General features: G+C 61.2%; 15 protein-coding genes, 2 tRNA genes and 1 pseudogene. All 18 read right to left on the bottom strand.

Annotation, left to right across the window (positions count from 1 at the left end; translation table 11 throughout):
- Positions 1–4 precede the first annotated feature (4 nt).
- On the bottom strand, positions 5–988 hold the full coding sequence (locus tag Q363_RS16600; RefSeq protein ID WP_035352261.1) for a GNAT family N-acetyltransferase: 984 nt from the start codon (positions 986–988) through the stop codon (positions 5–7).
- Between the two features lie 99 nt (positions 989–1,087).
- Complete coding sequence (locus Q363_RS16595) at positions 1,088–2,902, bottom strand: ArnT family glycosyltransferase (protein ID WP_035352332.1); 1,815 nt, start codon at positions 2,900–2,902, stop codon at positions 1,088–1,090.
- A gap of 23 nt (positions 2,903–2,925) precedes the next feature.
- A complete protein-coding gene (locus Q363_RS16590; protein ID WP_035352259.1) occupies positions 2,926–3,891 on the bottom strand; it encodes a DHH family phosphoesterase in 966 nt (321 codons plus the stop codon).
- Complete coding sequence (rbfA, locus tag Q363_RS16585; RefSeq protein ID WP_035352257.1) at positions 3,888–4,301, bottom strand: 30S ribosome-binding factor RbfA; 414 nt, start codon at positions 4,299–4,301, stop codon at positions 3,888–3,890. The genes Q363_RS16590 and rbfA overlap by 4 nt, the downstream gene beginning before the upstream one ends.
- 91 nt (positions 4,302–4,392) lie before the next feature.
- Positions 4,393–4,695 (bottom strand): DUF503 domain-containing protein, encoded by a 303-nt coding sequence (locus Q363_RS16580; RefSeq protein WP_035352256.1) that lies wholly within the window; start codon positions 4,693–4,695, stop codon positions 4,393–4,395.
- A gap of 74 nt (positions 4,696–4,769) precedes the next feature.
- A complete protein-coding gene (locus Q363_RS16575; protein WP_035352255.1) occupies positions 4,770–5,432 on the bottom strand; it encodes an outer membrane beta-barrel protein in 663 nt (220 codons plus the stop codon).
- Between the two features lie 131 nt (positions 5,433–5,563).
- Positions 5,564–6,832, bottom strand: coding sequence for an NfeD family protein (locus Q363_RS16570; protein WP_035352253.1), 1,269 nt, complete (start codon positions 6,830–6,832; stop codon positions 5,564–5,566).
- 152 nt (positions 6,833–6,984) lie between these two features.
- Positions 6,985–8,649, bottom strand: coding sequence for a tetratricopeptide repeat protein (locus Q363_RS16565; RefSeq protein WP_035352251.1), 1,665 nt, complete (start codon positions 8,647–8,649; stop codon positions 6,985–6,987).
- A gap of 39 nt (positions 8,650–8,688) precedes the next feature.
- Positions 8,689–10,278: an ArnT family glycosyltransferase gene (locus Q363_RS16560; RefSeq protein ID WP_035352249.1), complete on the bottom strand. Its 1,590-nt coding sequence runs from the start codon at positions 10,276–10,278 to the stop codon at positions 8,689–8,691.
- A 10-nt stretch (positions 10,279–10,288) separates the two neighbouring features.
- The gene (locus Q363_RS16555) at positions 10,289–10,597 is read right to left on the bottom strand and encodes a DUF3467 domain-containing protein (RefSeq protein WP_035352247.1); all 309 of its coding nucleotides are present in this window, start codon (positions 10,595–10,597) and stop codon (positions 10,289–10,291) included.
- Between the two features lie 21 nt (positions 10,598–10,618).
- Positions 10,619–10,698: transfer RNA gene (locus Q363_RS16550), tRNA-Leu, on the bottom strand.
- A gap of 213 nt (positions 10,699–10,911) precedes the next feature.
- Positions 10,912–10,995, bottom strand: a tRNA-Leu gene (locus Q363_RS16545).
- A 99-nt stretch (positions 10,996–11,094) separates the two neighbouring features.
- Positions 11,095–12,108: a tyrosine-type recombinase/integrase gene (locus tag Q363_RS36200; RefSeq protein ID WP_051978880.1), complete on the bottom strand. Its 1,014-nt coding sequence runs from the start codon at positions 12,106–12,108 to the stop codon at positions 11,095–11,097.
- 222 nt (positions 12,109–12,330) lie between these two features.
- Positions 12,331–12,573 (bottom strand): helix-turn-helix domain-containing protein, encoded by a 243-nt coding sequence (locus Q363_RS46325; RefSeq protein ID WP_425387691.1) that lies wholly within the window; start codon positions 12,571–12,573, stop codon positions 12,331–12,333.
- Between the two features lie 668 nt (positions 12,574–13,241).
- Complete coding sequence (locus tag Q363_RS16530; protein ID WP_035352245.1) at positions 13,242–14,852, bottom strand: hypothetical protein; 1,611 nt, start codon at positions 14,850–14,852, stop codon at positions 13,242–13,244.
- A gap of 70 nt (positions 14,853–14,922) precedes the next feature.
- Complete coding sequence (locus Q363_RS36195; RefSeq protein WP_051978879.1) at positions 14,923–16,086, bottom strand: glycosyltransferase family 4 protein; 1,164 nt, start codon at positions 16,084–16,086, stop codon at positions 14,923–14,925.
- Positions 16,087–16,548: 462 nt separating this feature from the next.
- Entirely contained in the window at positions 16,549–16,905 is a 357-nt protein-coding gene (locus Q363_RS46320; RefSeq protein WP_425387694.1) for a transposase, read from the bottom strand.
- A 27-nt stretch (positions 16,906–16,932) separates the two neighbouring features.
- Positions 16,933–17,478, bottom strand: a pseudogene (locus Q363_RS36190) (IS110 family transposase); the annotation flags it as partial.
- Positions 17,479–18,051: the final 573 nt, after the last annotated feature.

Raw genomic sequence — 18,051 nt, 5'->3', positions numbered from 1 at the left:
GGAGCTATTCGCCGTACCACTCGGATTCGCGTTCGAGGACCATGGCGTCGAAGCGGTGGCGGATGCGGAATCCGGCGTCTTCGTAGAGGGTGACTGCGGGGCGGTTGGCCTCGGTGACGGTGAGGCTGATTGCCGACGTTCCGGAGAGTGCGAGACTCTGGGTCGCATGAGCCAGAAGGGCCTGTCCGAGGCCGCGGCCGCGGTGGGAGGGGGAGACGCAGAGCTGGGTGATGTGGGCTACGTCGGGGGCGACGCGCGAACAGAGGATCATGCCGATGAGTCTGCTGGTGGTGCGGTCGCGGAGGAGCCAGGACTGCTCGGCTTCAAAGACGCCGCAGCCGGGGAAGCGGACGATGTTGTGCAGAAAGCGGAGCGAGCCGTGGAGCGAGCAGTACTGGTCGTTGATGCGCGAGTCGATGTGGCCGGTGTAGGCGGCGTGAATGAGTTCGGCGGCGACCTGGTAGTAGAGCGAGGACCAGGGGATGATCTCGACATCGCCGGGAAGAGGAGATTGCGGGAGACTGCTTCGGGAGGGGAGGTTGTACTCCATGAAGAGCCGGGGGTGCGGGTGGAAGCCGGCGTCGAGGAAGCTGCGGTCGATGGAGCCTGCTTCGTAGAGGAGAAGCTGTGATTCGATTCGGCCGATGTTGGGCGAGTTGAGGAGAAGGTCGATCAGCCGGCGCAGGAGGATCTCGGTGACCTGCATGGTCTGCTCGCGGTCGCCGGCCAGAGCATAGGCGTCGCCGACGACGGCCTTGTGGCCCTCGTAGACGCAGAAGGCGTAGCCGGTGATCTTTCCTCGATCGAGGGCGACGAAGCCGGGGAGGATTCGCGAGTCGAGGTACTGGAGGAGGAGCTCGGTGGAGCTCTGGTAGTTCCAGCGGAGGCGTTCTTCCCAGAGGCGGGCCTCGGATTCGAGCAAGGGGCGGAGCTGGCGCGCGGAGAAGTGTCTCAGGTCCAGCAGCTCGAGTTGGGTAGCGATGGTCATCTCACGAGGACTCACGATGAGGGGAGGCGAAAGTCTCCGTAGAGAGTATCGAAATTTTCAAGATCGTGAGGCGCAAATGTGCTGCGGGACTCTTTTTTGTCAGGGCCGCGCGGCGACGCGATAGACCGCAAATCCCTGAGAGTCATAGAGGAAGAGAGGCCGATAGACGCGTCCGGTGAGGTAGCGCTCGAGCTCGGCGGTGTCGCTGGCGCGGATGACGAGCAGATGTTCCTGATCGGGGACGCCGTCCTTGTCGTAGTGGACGAGGGGCTGATTGCGGTAGAAAGCGAGGCCGTAGTCCATGTCGCGCTTGATGGATTCGGCGGCGACGATCTTCACATCGGGGGCCTCGCGCTTCATCTCTTCGGCGAGCGGGCGCGCGGAGTAGTTGAGGTCGAGATCGCGTCCGTGGAATCCGAGCAGAAAGACGAGTGTGGCGACCACGGGAAGGAGTGTGGCCGTGGCGATCTGGTTGACTCCCCAGCGGCGGACGATGAGGACGACGATAGCGGCGAAGCCGAGTGCGGCGGCGGCGGCGGAGAGCAGCCACTTTGCGGAGGGCACCAGCGTCTCGTACATCATGTGCTGGGGAGCGAGCGTGAGGACGAAGACGAGGATGGCGCACATGGCGGCGTGCGACCAGAGGAGCCAGCCGGGGAGTCCGCGGCGGCGGATTCGGTTGAGGTAGTCGGCGGTGAGGATGGTGAGCGGAGGGATGGAGGGAAGGATGTAGCCGGGAAGCTTGGAGCCGGAGAAGGAGAAGAAGAGGATGGGGAAGAGGGCCCAGAGGACGAGGAACTCGGGGAAGGCGTCGCCGGCGCGGGTGTGGCCGAGGTAGCGCTGGGGTTTGTGGCGAACCTTCCACTCGGCAATGGAGACGTCGATGGAGTCGATGAGGGCGCGGATGGCGATGACGGTCCAGGGCATGAGCCCGAGGACGAGTACGGCGATGTAGTACCAGACGGGCTGATGGTGCTGGTAGCGGTTGGTGGCGAAGCGCTCGAGGTTGTGCTCCTTGAAGAAGACACGGAAGAAGGTGGGGTTGTGCTTCTGGACGGCGATGTACCAGGGGAGCACCATCGCGAAGTAGAGGGCGAGGCCGGGGAGCCAGATGGTACGGCGGAGCAGGGACCACTCGCGGCGGAGGCCCGCGAAGAGAAAGATGATGGCGAGGGCGAGGAAGGGAGCGACGGGGCCTTTGGCGAGGGTTGCGGCGGCTCCAAAGAAGTAGAGGTCGAAGAGCCAGAATTTTTTGCCGGTCTCATACCAGGCGTACCAGCCGAGCATGCCGATGCAGAAGGGCGCGGCGAGCTGCATGTCGGTGGAGGCTCCGCGGGCGAAGCTGACGATGGCGACGCAGGAGGTGGTGATGAGCGCGGCGTCGAGATGGCCTCCGGGGCGGAAGCGGCGCATGTGGAGGAAGATGAGGACGATAAGGACGAAGGTGGCGGAGGCTGAGGGCAGGCGGGCGGCCCAGTCGGAGACACCGAACTCCTTGAAGAAGCCCATGGCTCGCCAGTAGTAGAGGGCGGGCTTTTCAAGCCAGGGCTGGCCGTAGAGGATGGGAGTGACGGTTCCTGCGGCCAGGCAGTGGTAGGAGGCCTGGAGGTCGGAGAGGCGAAGGCTCTTGGGGAAGACCTTGGCGTTGACGGCGTGGCAGGCGTCGGAGTGGGCCTTGAGCATCTCGCGGGCGACCTGGGCGTAGCGGGGCTCGTCGGCGCCGACGAGGCCGAGCTGGTCGCCACCGAAGGTGGGGATGAGGCCGTAGAAGAGAAGGAAGCCGCAGGCCAGGATGACCAGAATCAGCTCGCGTGGAGCGGCGACTTCGGGATGGTTCCAAAGGCGGCGCAGCCAGCCGGAGGATGCGCGTTCGTCCCTCGCACCGGGTCCGGCGGATTGTTGAAGATCGGTCATTTCGGAAGTGGAGCGAGACAAGGCTAACAGAGTCCGGTTCTGAGTTGGCTCAGGATTCTCTCGGTGGCCTCGGTGAGGGGCCCGTCGAGGGTGCATCCACTGGCGCTGCGATGGCCGCCGCCGCCGAAGTTTTCGGCGATCTGGGCGACATCGACCTTGCCCTTGCTGCGGATGCTGAGGCGATATTGGTCGTTGGAAGGAAGCTCGCGAAGGAAGACCGCGGATTCGACTCCGGCGATGCTGATGAGGTAGTTGACGACGCCTTCGCAGTCCTCGGCTCCGGCTCCGGCGGCGTCCATGTCGTTGGTGGTGACCCAGCTCCAGGCAAGCGGGCCCTCGGTATGGAGATTGGAGAGCGCGGCGCCGAGCAGGCGGATCTTGCTCTCGGGGTTGGAGAAGTAGATGTCGCGGGCGATCTGGCTGGGATTGGCTCCGTGGGCGGCGAGGTCGTGAGCCAGGGCGAAGGTTCCGGCGTTGGTGGAGTAGGTGAAGGAGCCGGTGTCGGAGAGGATAGCGGTGTAGATGCAGGTGGCCATCGAGCACGTGATGCGAACCTGGGCGGCGCAGGCGATGCGGTAGACCATCTCGGCGACGGCGCAGGCGTCCTCGTCGATCCAGTTGAGGTTGCCAAACTCACGGCCGCTGGCGTGGTGGTCGATGTTGATGAGGCAGCGGCCTTCGAGGCCGGCGAGTCCGGTGCGTGGGATGCCGTCGCACTCGAGGAGGATGGCGGGGACGGAGGGATCCGGGTCGATGTCACGGGCGTCGCGGGCGATGCGGATACGATCGATGCCGGGCAGCGTGTGGTAGATGTTCGGGATCTCGTCGGCGAGGATGATCTGGGACTCGCGGCCGAGTTGATCGAGGACCTCGGCGAGGGCGAGGACGGAGCCGATGGCATCGCCATCGGGGCGTGCGTGGGAGGTGATGAGAAAGCGGCAGTGCGAACGGAAGGCCTCGACCAGCGCGGTGATAGGTTCTGAGGTCATGATCTGGTGGTCGCCTCGGAAAGCTGGAGTGCTTCCGTCGGGCGCTTCTTGTCCCGCTTGCGCATGCGGCCGAGGAGCTCTTCCATGCGTCCCGTCATCTTTTCGGAGCGATCGATGGCGAAGGTGAGATCGGGGACGTGGCGGACGCCCATACGTTCGCGGAGCTGGGAACGTATGTAGGCGCGAGCGGTCATCAGGCCGGCAAGGGTGGACTCTTCCTCCTGTTCGTTACCGTGGACAGCGACGTAGATGCGGGCGGACTTTCCACCGGGGGCGAGGACGACGTCGGTGACGTAGCTGGGAGCGATACGCGGGTCCGACAGCTCGCCTTCGAGCATGGCTCCGATCTCTTCGGAGAAGGTGTTTGCGACTCGGCTGCGGTGGTGGGCTCTGGCTCGTTGTTCAGGCATAAATATTTCTATTCAGTAAACCGTTGAGGATATCAAAACTCGGAGAAACGTCCTAATCCGGGTCGTGGAAAAGGGGGCGATTTGGTGGATTTCAGGTATTTTCGGGGAGGATTTCCGCCCAGGAATCAATAATTTCGGCCCCTAACGTGCTGGCGATGCGATGGGCGGCCCGGTCGATCTCCTGAAGCTGGCCGGAGAGGTAGCTGGTGGAGCCGGAGATGACGGCGATGCCGAGAGTGGCGCGGTTCCAGGCCTCGGCGGAATCAAGTTCGGCGATGGCGAGGTTGAAGGCGTTGCGGAGGCGGTCTTTGAGGGAGCGGACGACCTGACGGCGGTCCTTGAGCGACTGCGCGTGAGCGATCTCGATCTCGATGGTTAGCCTGGCGATGGGCACGGTCTTTCAGGTGATGCGGCCGGGACGGAAGAGGCAGGGTCGGTGATCGGCGACTGGCTCAGAAGGCGACTGGCTCAGAAGCGGATGACGAAGCCGAAGCCGGGCTCGATGGTCCAGGTGTGCTGCTCGATGGTGAGATAGTTCTGGCCGAAGTCCGGGGCCTTGTAGAAGGTCTGGCGGAGTTGGGCGCGGACGCCGAAGTGCGGCGTGATGTCCTTGTCGAGGCCGACGGCGTAGTAGTAGGTCATGCGGGCCTGGCTCTTGAGGCCCTGGCCGCCGCCGGTGGTGGGGCGGAAGGCGGTTGTGCCGAACCCGCCAGCGATGAAGGGCTGTGCTCCGAAGAGAGGATGCGGCGGGTGAGCGACGTAGCCGACGGAGTACTCACTGGCGTTGGTCTGGGCTCCGCCGACGATGTACTGGGAGTAGTTCTGGGTGTAGCGGGCGTAGGTGTAGTTGAACTCGCCGCCGAGGTAGGGGGATTTGGTGTAGCGGATGCTGAGGAGGGCTCCGAAGGTATTGCTGCCGTCCTGGGAGAGCGGGACACCGAGGTAGTTGGTACCGGAGACGCCCTTGGTGAAAGAGCCGATGCCGTTGAGGGCGAGGTCGAGTCGGGAGAGCTGCTTTTCGAGGGCGGGGTTTCCACTGGTGGCCTGAGCATGGGCAACCGGAGCGGCCAGGGTTGCAAAGAGGCAAAAAACGACGCTCCAGGCGCGCAGCGGGCGAGACACAATCGACATCAGCGAAAAACTCCCTTTAGGGCAAAAAGTGTGCGCTTCCAGTCTACTCTGGATTTCTACTCTGGATTTGCGAGGGTGTGTTTTCGGGCGCTGAACGAAGAAGGACTGCGGCCTGCGTAGAGCAACGAGGCTCAGGGTTCGACGAGCAGGACGAGGCCTTCGACGGCGAGGACGTGGACGCTGGCGCCGGGTGCGGGAGGCGATGAGGCGGCGGGATTGAGGAGACGAGCCTCCCACAGCTCCCCGCGAATCTCGACCTGACCGGTGGGAGCAAGCGGAGTGCGGACGATGGCGATGCCGCCGATCATGGCCTGCGGTCCGGTCAGAATCTTGTTGCGGCGCGCGCGGAGGGCGATCCAGGCGAGGCCGAAGGAGATGAGTCCGAAGCCGAGGCCTGCGGCGATGGCGGTGGAGGTGTGGACGCGCTGCTCGGGAATGGGGCCGTCAACGAGGGTGGCGAGGCCGAAGACGAGCGAGAGGGTTCCGGCGAGGGCGAGGGCGCCGTGGCTGGGGAACTTGGCTTCGAGGACGATGAGGCCCAGGGCCGCGAGGAGCAGGAAGATGGCGGTGTGATGGATGGGAAGCAGATTGAGGCCGAAGAAGGCGAGGAGAACGAGCAGCGTGCCAAGGGAGCCGGGGACGATAGTGCCGGGGACGTTGAACTCTAGGTAGATGAGAAGGGCTCCGATGACGAAGACAAGGACGGCGAAATCAGGGTTGGCGAGCCGGCCGAGGAGGCGTTCGCGGACGGATGGTTTGAGGAGGACGAGGGGGGCTCCGGCAAGGTGGAGGGTCTGGGTGGAGCCGTCGAAGCGGCGGATCTGGCGGCCGTCGAGGGCGCGAAGAAGAGCGGCGTCGTCGGGGGCGGTGAGGTCGATGAGGTTGAGCTTGAGGGCCTCCTCGTCGCTGTAGGACTTGGAGCTGCGGACGGCGTCTTCGGCGGCCTGGAGGTTGCGGCCGCGGCGCGCGATGTAGGAGCGGAGGAAGGCGGTGGCGTCGTTCTCGATCTTCTCTTTGAGGACGGGGTCGAGCTGACGGCCTTGGACGATGGGGTGGGCGGCGCCGGTGTTGGTGCCGGGGGCCATGGCGGCTACGTCGGCGGCTACGAGGAGAAAGAAGCCGGCTGAGCCGGCGCGGCTGCCCGTGGGAGAGATGTAGACGATGACTGGGACGGGGGAGCGCTCGATGGCCTGGACCATGGAGCGTGTGGAGTCGAGAAGGCCGCCGGGGGTTCCGAGCGAGACGAGGACGGCGGAGGCTCCGCGGCGGGAGGCCTCGGCGAGGCCACGTTCGAGGTATCCGGCGGAGATGGGCTGGATGGTGTCGTGGATGGTGAGCTTGAGGACGGGAGCGGGCTGGGCGAGGGCGGGAGAGAGGCAAGCGAGAAGGACGAGCAGCAAGAGAGCGAAATTATCGAGTTGCCTTTCAGAAAGAGCAGCGGCTCGCTGGAAAAAATGCGGGGGTTCTTCGCTGCGCTCAGAATGACGTTTTGATTTTTGACCTCGCGCGAACTTTATATGCGGGGTGATCGTGCCGAGATGTGATGGGCGAATCATGGGAGCGATTGGCCGCGGGCGGCGAGGGCTTGTTTCATGCCGAGGGCGGCGGTGTTGGTGGGCTCGAGCTTGAGGGCTCGGCCGACGTCGGCGGCGGAGGCGCTGGTCTCGTTCTCGTTGAGCTCGAGGCGGGCGAGGACGAGGTAGGCCTGTGCGTTGGGGCTGATTTTGATGGAGGCTTGGGCTTCGGTGCGGGCGGCGGCGTGGTCACCACTCTGCTCGCGGACCTGGGCGAGTCCGGCGCGGGCCTCGGCGGAGTCGGGGTTGACGGTGAGCGCGGACTGGAACTCCTGCTCGGCCTCGGGGATGAGGCCCTGGGCGAGGTAGTCGCGGCCAAGCTGGACGTACTGGGTGGACTGCTCGGCGGGCGGAAGCGTGGCCATACGGGCGGCGCGCATCTGGTCGAGCTGGAAGGCGGCCTGACGGAAGGTGGCCTCGGAGTAGGTGCGGCGGATGCGCTCAAGCGGCTCGAAGGAGGATGTGGAAGTAGGCTTTGCGGTGGGCTGGGTGGTTGTCGAGGTAGCGGTGGGCGCGATGGGGGCGGGACGGCCGTAGGCGATGAGCGCCTTGAGCTCAGGGGCTTCAGTGTCCTTGGGACGGAGCTCGAGGGTTTGGTCGACCTCGCGCTGGGCTCCGGCAAAGTCACCGTGACGGAAGAGGGAGACGGCGAGGTTGTAGTGATAGTCGGGGTCGTTGGGGTCGGCGGCGACGGCGCGCTGGAAGAGAGCGGTGGCGTTGTGGCCCTGGCGGCTGGAGGCGACGGCCTGGTTGTTGACGACCTCGGGAAGGGGAAGCCGGGTGGCGACGAAGGCGAAGGCTTTTTCGGCTTCGGCGTAGTGGCCGGAGTTGAAGTGCGCGAGCCCGGTGTAGAAGCTGGCCTCGAGGGCGCGGCGGTCGCTTGGGGGAATTCGGGAGAGTGTGTTGGCGGCGTGGTCGTAGTCGCGCTGGGCATACTGGGTCTTTCCGAGCGCGAGCAGAGCGGCGGTGTAGGTGGGGGCCTCCTGGACGGCGAGCTGGAGGCGCTTGAGGCGCTCCTGCGGAGTGGTAGACGAGATGCCGCGGATGTAGTTTTCAAAGGCGCTGAGCTTGACCTGTCCGGGGGCGGCGAGGAAGGTCTGCTGGGCGACGTTGAAGTGGGGGTCGATGTGACGGGCGATCATCCAGGCGAGGGAGTTCTGAACGTCGAAGAGGCGGGCGAGCTCGGTGGAGTCCTCGATGGGTGAGGACTTGCGGAGGTTGTTGATCTCGAGGACCTGCGCCTGGACGGAGATGCGTCCATTGGCGATGTTGTAGCTGCCGATGACGACGTAGTTGGCGTCGAGGGTCTGGGCGATGCGGATGGTGGTGGCGCGGGTGGGGCGGAAGTCGGTGGGGAAGCCGAGATGGTCGAGCGCATACTGGCGGTCGTCGCGGGAGATGGTGAGGAATCCGGCGGAGGTGAGCCGCTGGTTGAGGGTGTCGGGGAAGGATTCGCCGATCCAGGCTAGGTCGGGCTGGCCGGAGCGGTTGTCGAAGGGGAGGACGAGAACGACTCGGCCGGCGGGTGCGGCGGGGTCTGGGTTTTGCGATGGAGCGGCAGAGACGGAGAGCGCGGCAGTGAGAAGGAGGGCGAGGAGAGAGCAGCGAAGGAGAATGGAGCGGAGTGGAAGGAGCCGTTGCACAGGTTGAGTATAGAGCTTGGCCCGGGCGGGCCGCCGCGATCAACGAGTGCGAGAGAGGGAGGCGCTGACGGCGCGGGGGAAGTGCAGGACAGCGGCCCACTCGCCCTTGCGGCGCGCCTGCCAGACGATCTCACCGTGGAGGAGCGCGGCGGCCTCGGTGGGGGAGAGGTCGTGGTGGAAGTCGAAGTACTTTGTGTCGGACTGCTGGTTGGCGCGGCCTAAGTTGAGCCGGCCGGCGAGGGGCTCCCACTTGGTGGAGAAGAGGAGCGCGGCGTCGTAGGCTCCGGGGTCCTGGGCGGCCTGCTGGATTTGGTCGAGGGAGAAGTTCTGGATGGGGGCGACCTTGACGGGATGACGGGTGTAGCCGAGTTCCGGGCGAGTGAGCTCGGCTGAGGCGGGCCACGCGGTGAGGACGGTGGCGTGGGGGAAGCGATGCTCGATGACGGAGATGGCCTGTTGGTGGAGGACGACCATGTCGCGATAGGTGAGGTTGTCTTCTGGAGCGAAGGCGTAGGGTGGGTTGATCCAGATGCCGGCGAGGAACGCCGCGGTGCTGAGCGCGGCGAGAAGCCACCATCGCCTGAGATGCCTCTGCCATGCGGCGACGCAGAGCAGAAGGACGAGGGGGTACATGGGCAATAGGTAACGGGTGAGGAGTGCTCCGCCGAGGACAGAGAAGGCGATCCAGTTGGCAGTGAGAACGACGGCGATGGCCGCGAGGGTGCGCCGAAGCAGGCGTGGCGTGGGTTCGCTGAGGACGGGGATGAAGAGCGCGGAGACGGCGCAGGCGACCGGGACGTACATGTTCATGTGGGTGAACAGGTGCAGGATGCGGTGCCAGAGCGAGAGCGCGATGCGGTGGGGGTCGAGGTTGGCGGTGGCGTTGTAGCGGAGGTACTCCGGGTTGCCGAAGATGAAGCCGGTCATGTGGCGGTGGTAGGCGTACCAGGCAACGAGCGGAATGAGGGGCGAGAGAAGCGAGACGACCCAGAGAGCGTGCGCGCGGCGCTGGGTGGAGTTGGTGCGCGTGCGGAAGAGGAGGAACGCTTCGAAGCAGGCGAGCGCAAGCGGGGTGACGATGGCCGTCTCTTTGGAGAGGGCGGCGAAGGAGAAGAGGCCGGAGGCGAGGATCTGGTTTTCGCCTTGGGGGTCGAAGTAGAGGGCGAGGCCCCAGAGTGTGAATGCAGCAGCGAAGATGTCGGCGTGGGCAAGCGTGCTTTGCGCGAACCAGATGGGGTAGGTAGCGGTGAGCACGACGGTGGCGATGGCGGCGGGCGTGTCGAGCAGCGAACGCGTCATGCGGAAGACGGCGAGGAGCGCAGCTGCAGTGACCATGACGATGAGGGTGCGGGTTCCGCTGATGACGTAGCCGGAGAGTTGCCACCAGGAGGCGAGCAGGATTGAGGGCAGCGGCGGATGGGCGTTGGTGAGTGTGGTCTGGGGGATGAGCGAGCCGGTGCGGAGGAAGTCCCAGGCGGCGGGGATGTAGTAGCCGGCCTCGTCCCAGAAGTAGGGCAAGCGGAGGAGGGTGATGTGGGAGAGATAGACGGCCGCGAAGAACAGCGGATAGAGCATCCCGAGCGGGATGTCGGCGGGGGCGCGGCGGTTGCGGAGGGCTGAGGGTCGCACGCGCTTGGCTTTAGTGGACGGGACCGCCGGGCTGAGGGACTTGCTGATCGAGCGCGATGGGGCCGAACGCCTGCTCGTACTGGGCGAGGTTGTGGGCCAGGACGTTGACGAGGGCTTTAGCCTGCTGGGGGCTGAGGTAAATGCCCTGGAAGTTTTTGACGCTGAGCTCGTCGGGGGAGTCTTGTGTCATAGTTCCGAAGACGAGCAGGAAGTCCCAGACGGACATGCGGACCTGGACGCTGTTGGCGTAGCCGTCGCGGTAGTCCGGTGTGGTGGAGAGGTTGAGCTTGGGCTCGGCGGGCGGCTTGGACTGACTCATGGTGTCGCTTTCAAAAGAGATTGGTGCGAAAGGGGGACTTGAACCCCCACGGGTTGCCCCGCCAGATCCTAAGTCTGGTGCGTCTAGCGGCTATCTACTGCAAAATCAACAGTTACAGAAATAATTTCCAACTGGTGGCACAAGCGGTGGCACTTCGATTTTTCAATTGCGCGGTTCCATCCGTTAGGGAGAGCTTTCAAAGCGCTCTCGATCGATCATACATCTGCAGACCAACTGAATTGCTGAACTGTTGGTCGGGCGTAAAACGAAAACGTGAAGCATGTTGCCGACCGCCGAAGGCAATCGTGTTTATTTGGTGCGGGAGAAGGGACTCGAACCCCCACGGATTGCTCCGCTTGGACCTAAACCAAGTGCGTCTGCCATTTCGCCACTCCCGCATCCCCTACCTCAGCAGGTAATTCTACTGAAGGTGCTTCCCGGCCGTTCTACGTTGTCTTATAGGTGCGGAATCGCAGAGCCGGTCCACTGCACTCTGTTTATGATCCGCAGCCAGATGGGCATAGCGCAGCGTCATTTTGAAAGCTTCGGTGACCCAACAGCTCACCGACGGTGCGAAGATCCACGCCTGCCATGACCAGCCTACTGGCAAAGGTGTGACGATTGCAATGCCAAGTGTAGTTAGGGAGCTTGGTATTCTCGAGAACCCGATCGAACCAGTCTCTTTGATTGCGCAACTGATTGCCCTCCGAGTTCACGAAAACCCACTCCGCACCTGGTCCATCCTTGTGGAGCTGTCGGAACGCCGAGAGCGCTTTCTGATTCAGAGGAATATGACGAGTGTCCCCGTTTTTCGTCTTTGGGATGGTTAGGATGCGCCGGTCAAAATCGATATCGGACCACCGAATCCGAAATTGCTCTCCTGCACGTATTCCGGTGTGAATGCTGACTTCAAAAGCGGAAAGATGTTGGGGGTAGCTCTTCGCAATTTCGTTACGCAGTACTTGCTCTTCCTTTGCGGATAGAAAGCGGACGCGGCCTCTGTTCTCTGTCTTTCGCTTGATCTTGGCCGCGGGGTTCAGTGAGATTTTCCCGTTGTCCATACCAACGCGGAAAATGAGCGATAGAGCTGCTTGCCAACGGTTTACGCTTCCCGGGGACCAATTGCGTTCCTCCGCTTGCTCCTGCAAGAAACGCACGATCTCCTGTTTTGTGATTTCTTCCACCGCACGTTTCCCGAACTCATGACGAAAAACGGAGATCTTCAGCGCAAGGTTATACGACGTTGCTTCGCCGTTCTCGGCTCTGCTGTGTTCCAGCGCATCCTCGGCGAGTTCATCGAAGGTGACTAATCCACGGCGCAGAGTCTCAGGGAGTTTCCTCTGTTGCAATTTCTCGGTTCGTCGTTTAGCAAGTAGGTTAATAGCGTCTGACTTGCGGCCCGCCTTTTCGCGCCTGCGTTTCCCGGCCACGTCGAAGTACTGGATGAAGAAGATCCCCGATCCCGGCGGATTTTCGTAGATCCCCCGTAGCTTTTTATGCGATCGCGACATGCCTCGATGCTGCCTCGTCATATCACCTGAAAAAGATCACCTGAAAACTGCTTAGACTTGTGATGCCGGTTCGGACTGGATAGTGTCTATCAGAGCGGCTCTCGTCGAAGGTAGTGGGCGAGTATTTCAATAGTGCCCCGCAACAGGAAGGTTGCTCATTCCAGTAATGTTTGGGGCACTCTCCTGCAGAAATCGTTTGCACTGTGGTAGATACCGGGAGGGTCAACTGCCACTTCCTGTGAGTTGGGATTGTGAAGTACGCCGGGCGTCCATTCTTATTCCTTCGGGATGGTCTCCGCGTGCAAACCGTCGAATCTCGGTTACTGGTATCAGGGTTTTCCTTCCGATCCTTCGAGTGGTCAGCTTACCATCGGAAATCAGGTAGTCGATTGATCGGAGACTGACGCTGAGCGCCACCGCGGCATCCTGACGCGAATACAGGAGCTTCTCAATATTGGGATCCATCGGTCCTCTCTTTCTTACATAGGGTCGATCAGACGTGCTATTTGCCGATCCACAATTCCCCTGGCAGCATCCCAAACTACCGGCGGACTGTAAGTCTGCGCTGACATGTCCGCGTGAGTGGTGCGCCCGCTCGTGGGAATCGCGAGAGCTATGTGTAAAACAGGTTCGAAACTCGGTCAAATGACACAAGTTTGGGGGCGGGAGATACGCTCAATGCTGAGGCAAAAGTTAGAGGCGTTTGCATCCGATGCCTATCTGATCATGAGTTTCGATCCTCAATTTGTAATTGTGGTGGAGACGGATTCTACCTGCTAACGGACGACGACGAGGGATGCGCTAAGCGGGTTTGTGCATCCTGCGGTGTCGAACACCTTCTATGTGATAGCGAGGAGTACTGGCAGGAAGCCCGTCCAGTTGAGTGGACCTGTATCGAATGTTCTTCGAAGATCGCCAACGTAGGGGTTGGCTTTTCGCTGTACGAGGATGGCGAGATTCGCTGGTTGTATATCGGCAAGCGCTGTAGTCAATGTCAGAATCTGGGCTGCGTGACGCAATGGAAGCAGACACGGTAGAGAACCGCAGGCGGCGTGAAGAGTTCCTATCCAAAATTGAAGTGAGGGGAACTGACGTCCGGGCTTGTTCGTAGCCACGAATTTACCAATACAGACTCACTCAAATGGTTTTGGTCCGAGTTCCCAGAGTTGTTCTTCGTATCGCGAGCTGCCGTTCAAGTAGAAGATTTGGGTCAAGTGGTAATTGTCATAAATGTACTGACGGAAAGGTACGGCATGGTCGTGAACATCTGAGAAGGTCGCGCTTTCCGGAAGCAATGCGATGAAGTGTGGCGGGTGGCGTTGGAGCGACTGGATGACCGCAGCTACCTGCTCGGGCCGGGTGAAGTCATCGTAGTTAACGAACTCGGAGGCGGTGGGATTGTCCAACGAGAGATAGAGGCAGAGGGTGGAGTTGTTGAAGAAGAGCTCGGATGGATGGGTTTGTTGGGCGAGCCATTGAAATTCGTGGAAGGTGAAGCTGTCGCTGAAGGCCGTCTGGCCAATAGGCAAATTCAGAGTGGCGTGCCACTGAGTCTGGCGGCGCAACGGCAGTAACAGAGCAAAGACAGCCGCCAAAACGCATAATAGATTGCGGACGAACCGACATGCGGGACTCTGCTGGCTAATGAGCCAGGTGCAGATAAGGATGGCAGGCGGAGCGACCGTGCTGAGACGAAAGAATCTGGGACCGCTGGCGACAGCCAGGAAGAGGCCGAGACCGACCAGATGAAGAAGAACGAGGTGCTGCCGAAGGCTAACAGGCAGCACTTTGCGCCTACGCCACAGTTGGTGAAATCCGACGAGATAGATATAGGGAACAAGAGCATAGACGAAGACGAAAGGGATCAGACGAATGATGTCGGCCGGTACATGTACCGATGGGATCTGATGGAGATAGGTTAGGGGCGAGTTGACTTCACCGGAAGACAGAAATCTCAGCGGAAATAAGACGAGGTCGAAGAAGATGGTACGGAAACCCGCTTTGTGGATGTAATATCCGAGGACCCAGGAGAGTATCAGGGCGTATGGGAAAAGCAGAGCTGCGAACTGCGTTAGGGTGCTGGAATCCTGGACATCCGACCGCTTGAGCCATAACAGGTAGACGACCAGAGAGAGAAACATGAGTGCGCCCTGAGTCTGAGTAAAGAGGGTGGCTAATCCGCAGAGTGAGCTGGCAGCGAAGATTCGCTGCCAGCTTGCGCCACCCATAAGTATGCTGACCGCAGCCAGTGCGGCGAGTGTGCTGTACCAGTGGTGGGTCAGGTCGAGGGCGCTATTGAAGTCAAAAACAAGAAACAACAGGGCCGGAAGCAGGATAAGCGGTCCGCGGAGTATCCTGCTGGCGATTCGTGTAACGACACAGCAGAGAGCGAGCCCGATAGCGATGCCCCAAGCCTGCATGACCCAAGCGTGGATACCGAAGAGGCGGAATGCTGCAGCATAGAGAAGGTCAGTGCCAGGAGGAACAAGCTCGAAAAAGTCGCGGTACGGAACTTGGCCGTGAACGACACGCGCAGCCCGGGAGAAAAACAGAATCTGGTCACCTGTACCTACAAAGGGAATAGCGGGAAGCAGAAAGGTTCGCAAGTAGAGGAATACCAGGGCGCCGGCGAATGAGAGGACGAAAATAGAGCGAGGGGAGCGCTTTGCGGTATGCGGCGGCTTGGATTCTATGATAGGAGAGACCATCATCGGAATGATGCCATGATCGACATCGGGAAACAAATTCAGACGACGCTCCCTGAACGACCAAACAGTAACCGCAGCAGTAAACGAAGCTAAACTGCCTAAACGGCTAAGCCTTCGGAGCGTTGGTGACGCTAGCGCGGTGGCTGGATGGTTGGCGAGAGACCTCAGTCTTGCAGGAGGAGTAGACGCTGATCATTCGCTCTTCGTAGTGCGACACGGTGAATCGCTGCTCGATGGTAACCCTGGCTGCCTTGCCCATGATTGCCGATTGCTCGCGGTTGCGGAAGTGCCAAAGGATGGCATCTGCCAGGGCTGTCGCGTCTCGGGGTGGGACGATGATGCCGTCGTAGCCGGGTGTGATGCAGTCTTCTCCGCCTGACCGGCTGGTGGCGACGATGGGAAGGCCCGAAGACATGGCCTCGAGGAGGACGCGGGCCAGGCCTTCATTTACGGATGGGAAGGCAAAAAGATTTGAGGCTCGATACCAGTCCGCTACCTGGCTGGCGGGAAGAAAACCGACGAAACGGACGTTTGGAAGAGCATACTTCGCCACGAGGGAGCGGAGCTCCGGCGCTACCTGACCGATGAGGACAAGCTCTGCGTTAGGGAGGGCTAGCTGCTTCCAGGCCTGGAGCAGGTAAGGGATTCCCTTGGCCAGCTCCACGCGCCCGGTGTAACAGACGCGGAAGATCTCCTGGGATGGCGGCGTGGCGGATGGGGTGAAGAAATGATGATCGACGCCAGCGTGGACGACGATGGCCTTGCCTGGATGTCCCGACTGCTCGAAGCTCTGGCGGGCTAGCGAAGAAGGCACGATGATGAAGTCGCAGACGGTGTATTCCCGATCCATGCGCTCGATAAGGAGAGATGGCAGAACGGCGCGGCAGTCGCGGGGCCGGACGCCGAAGGTGTCACACTCTTCGAGCACAGCTTTCTGCCAGTCGCAGGGATGCATGGTTGGATTTTCCAGCATGGTGACAGCGCCGTGCTGTTTCGCAACTCGCAGACTGGTGAGACTGAGGCCGGCCCAGCCGTGAAATATATCGCTCGTTGGGATCCATCGGGATATGAGCCAGTCGGCATAGGTGGAGGAGAAAACAACTGGAAGTGTAGCCGAATAACTGGTTGCTGGTAGACGCCGCCATGCTGCCCACAGGACACGGTTTGCAATTCGATAGTGTGGATATTTGCGAACCTGCTTGAGGTCGCTGGCGCCGTCGGGGTCGAGGACTTCGAGCTCGAGACCGAAGGACAGGACCCGGCGCAACATTCCACGGGTCGCCAATGTCACGGCGAGCTTCTGTTGGAAAGACTGGGAGCCTAGGCATAGCGTGACTCTTGCGAAGCTATAATGACGTGCCGAAATAGTCGAGTCCTGATTCTGTATCCCGTTCTTTGCCTTTAGAACGTGACGCCCGTAAAACGCATGAATAGCGTGGAGTGCAGTCGGAAATGAAGCTGGGCTGTGTCGTAATGGTATGTCACCCTTCAGCGAAATCGTAGGAGCGTGCGGATGTCCGTGGTCGTCTACACCTCATCCACTCAATAAATCTCGCTATCAAATAGCATTGCAGGAGGACACGATTAGAGCATGGTTCAAACGAGGTCGCGACTCCAAGGCAAATGACTGAAACTAAATACCCGGTGATTCAGGTTTAGAACAAGCACGTCAAAGGTACGGGGGCTCGGCCAGCTTGTACAAGAGTACGAAGGTCTACATACTTCAGCCCGGTTACCTGCTGGGCGACCTTACGGGGAAGGCTGCTTTCCCGCGGGCGACGGCCACCACGGCTCGTCTTCGCGCATGGCTTCCGCCACGGGCACCCAGGCTGAGACCCCATCTTCGCAAGGTTGAGTCTTTGCCGTGTGGCCCGATGACATGGTTGGCGCACTCGACCAGCAACTGTCGCAAGTATCCGTTACCGGCTTTGGTAATTCCAAGCTGTGGGTCACTGTCGCCGGACTGACTGCGCCTCGGACGCAGGCCGAGATAACATCCGACATCACGACTTCGCTGGAAGCGCTGCTTGTTGCCCAGTGTCAGCACGAAGGTCAACGCCGTCAGATGGCCTACACCGTAGACCTTGATCAGCGCCTGCGTCTCCGGATATCTCCGTCAGCTTTTGGATTTCGCGGTCGTACTGCTTGATCTCACCGTCATATCGGCGATCTGATGGAGTAGAGGGCCAAGCGCCTGAGCCAGACCCGGCGGCAACACGGCCAGACAACGCTTCGCGAAGGTCAGTGTGGAGGACGCAGGCAGCCGATACCCGCAGGGCTTGACCAGTCCGCGTATCGAGTTCACCGCACCGGTTCGGAGACGCACCAGGACGTCGCGAGCGCGGATCAGAGTCAGCGTCTCCTGCTGCGCCACCGAGCGATGCGCGATCGGCCGCAGAATCTGCGGATCAAGCCGTGCATAGCGGGCGATCTTCTCGGGGTCCACCTGGTCGCTCTTGCGGTCGCTGTGCGAGATGGACCGCAGCTCGCGCACGTTGGCTACGATCACCTCGTGGCCTAGCTCCTGGATCTGCTCACTGACCCAGATCGAGTGGGTTCCGGTCTCCATGGCAACTCGGACGCGTTCGAGTTCCCGGAAGCGCTTGTCCACTCCAGACGGGTTGGTTTGGAACCGGCCTCGGTCGACCACCTCGCCGTCTTCGTTGAGCGTGCATTAATGGCTCCAGATGTCCCCAAGGTCGATCCCGATCGTCATCCCGGCCTTGGAACTTCTGCGTGATTTTGAGATGAAATACTGCGGATGAGTTTTCATGCGCATAGTCTCTCGCGTATCCGAAGGACCTTCTCATCTCACTTAACTGTAAGTTCAAAGCTGAACTTGCCGAAATCCGGACTTTCAGGCACTACGGAGGTTCACTTCCGGATTTGCCCGAGATTCGGGAGCAAATGCGGAAGTGTTTAGCTTGTACGAAGCTTCCCGCAAAGTCCATTCAATCCCCATACATCCACCGCGCTAGCGGCTTAGCGCAAATCGCCGTATCCACACCGCTCCGCCCAAGTGCCCAGGCAAACGCGAATCCCTTCACGCGGAGCGCTGTCGATACGGCACTAGAGATTTAGCGCCAACTGAGACTAATGAATTTCCAAAGTTTGTAACTTGCTGAGGGTTTGCACTATGTTGGACCTGAGTTGGGGGAGCGTTCTTGCGTAAGTTGTTAGTCGATACGGATACCGCGTCCGACGATGCTGTCGCTCTGATCCTGGCCCTACGCTC

The sequence above is a fragment of the Edaphobacter aggregans DSM 19364 genome, from assembly GCF_000745965.1.
Lineage (GTDB): Bacteria > Acidobacteriota > Terriglobia > Terriglobales > Acidobacteriaceae > Edaphobacter > Edaphobacter aggregans.
Note: the sequence above shows the minus strand (reverse complement) of the source record. Positions and strands in the feature narration are given on the sequence as shown.

Excerpts from the sequence above, each read along its gene's own strand:
- Q363_RS16600 (WP_035352261.1), bottom strand. The coding sequence starts at position 988 with ATGACCATCGCTACCCAACTCGAGCTGCTGGACCTGAGACACTTCTCC.
- Q363_RS16555 (WP_035352247.1), bottom strand. The coding sequence starts at position 10,597 with ATGAGTCAGTCCAAGCCGCCCGCCGAGCCCAAGCTCAACCTCTCCACC.
- Q363_RS16590 (WP_035352259.1), bottom strand. The coding sequence starts at position 3,891 with ATGACCTCAGAACCTATCACCGCGCTGGTCGAGGCCTTCCGTTCGCAC.
- Q363_RS46325 (WP_425387691.1), bottom strand. The coding sequence starts at position 12,573 with ATGGATCCCAATATTGAGAAGCTCCTGTATTCGCGTCAGGATGCCGCG.
- Q363_RS16595 (WP_035352332.1), bottom strand. The coding sequence starts at position 2,902 with ATGACCGATCTTCAACAATCCGCCGGACCCGGTGCGAGGGACGAACGC.
- Q363_RS16575 (WP_035352255.1), bottom strand. The coding sequence starts at position 5,432 with ATGTCGATTGTGTCTCGCCCGCTGCGCGCCTGGAGCGTCGTTTTTTGC.
- Q363_RS36195 (WP_051978879.1), bottom strand. The coding sequence starts at position 16,086 with ATGTTGCGCCGGGTCCTGTCCTTCGGTCTCGAGCTCGAAGTCCTCGAC.
- Q363_RS36200 (WP_051978880.1), bottom strand. The coding sequence starts at position 12,108 with ATGTCGCGATCGCATAAAAAGCTACGGGGGATCTACGAAAATCCGCCG.
- rbfA (WP_035352257.1), bottom strand. The coding sequence starts at position 4,301 with ATGCCTGAACAACGAGCCAGAGCCCACCACCGCAGCCGAGTCGCAAAC.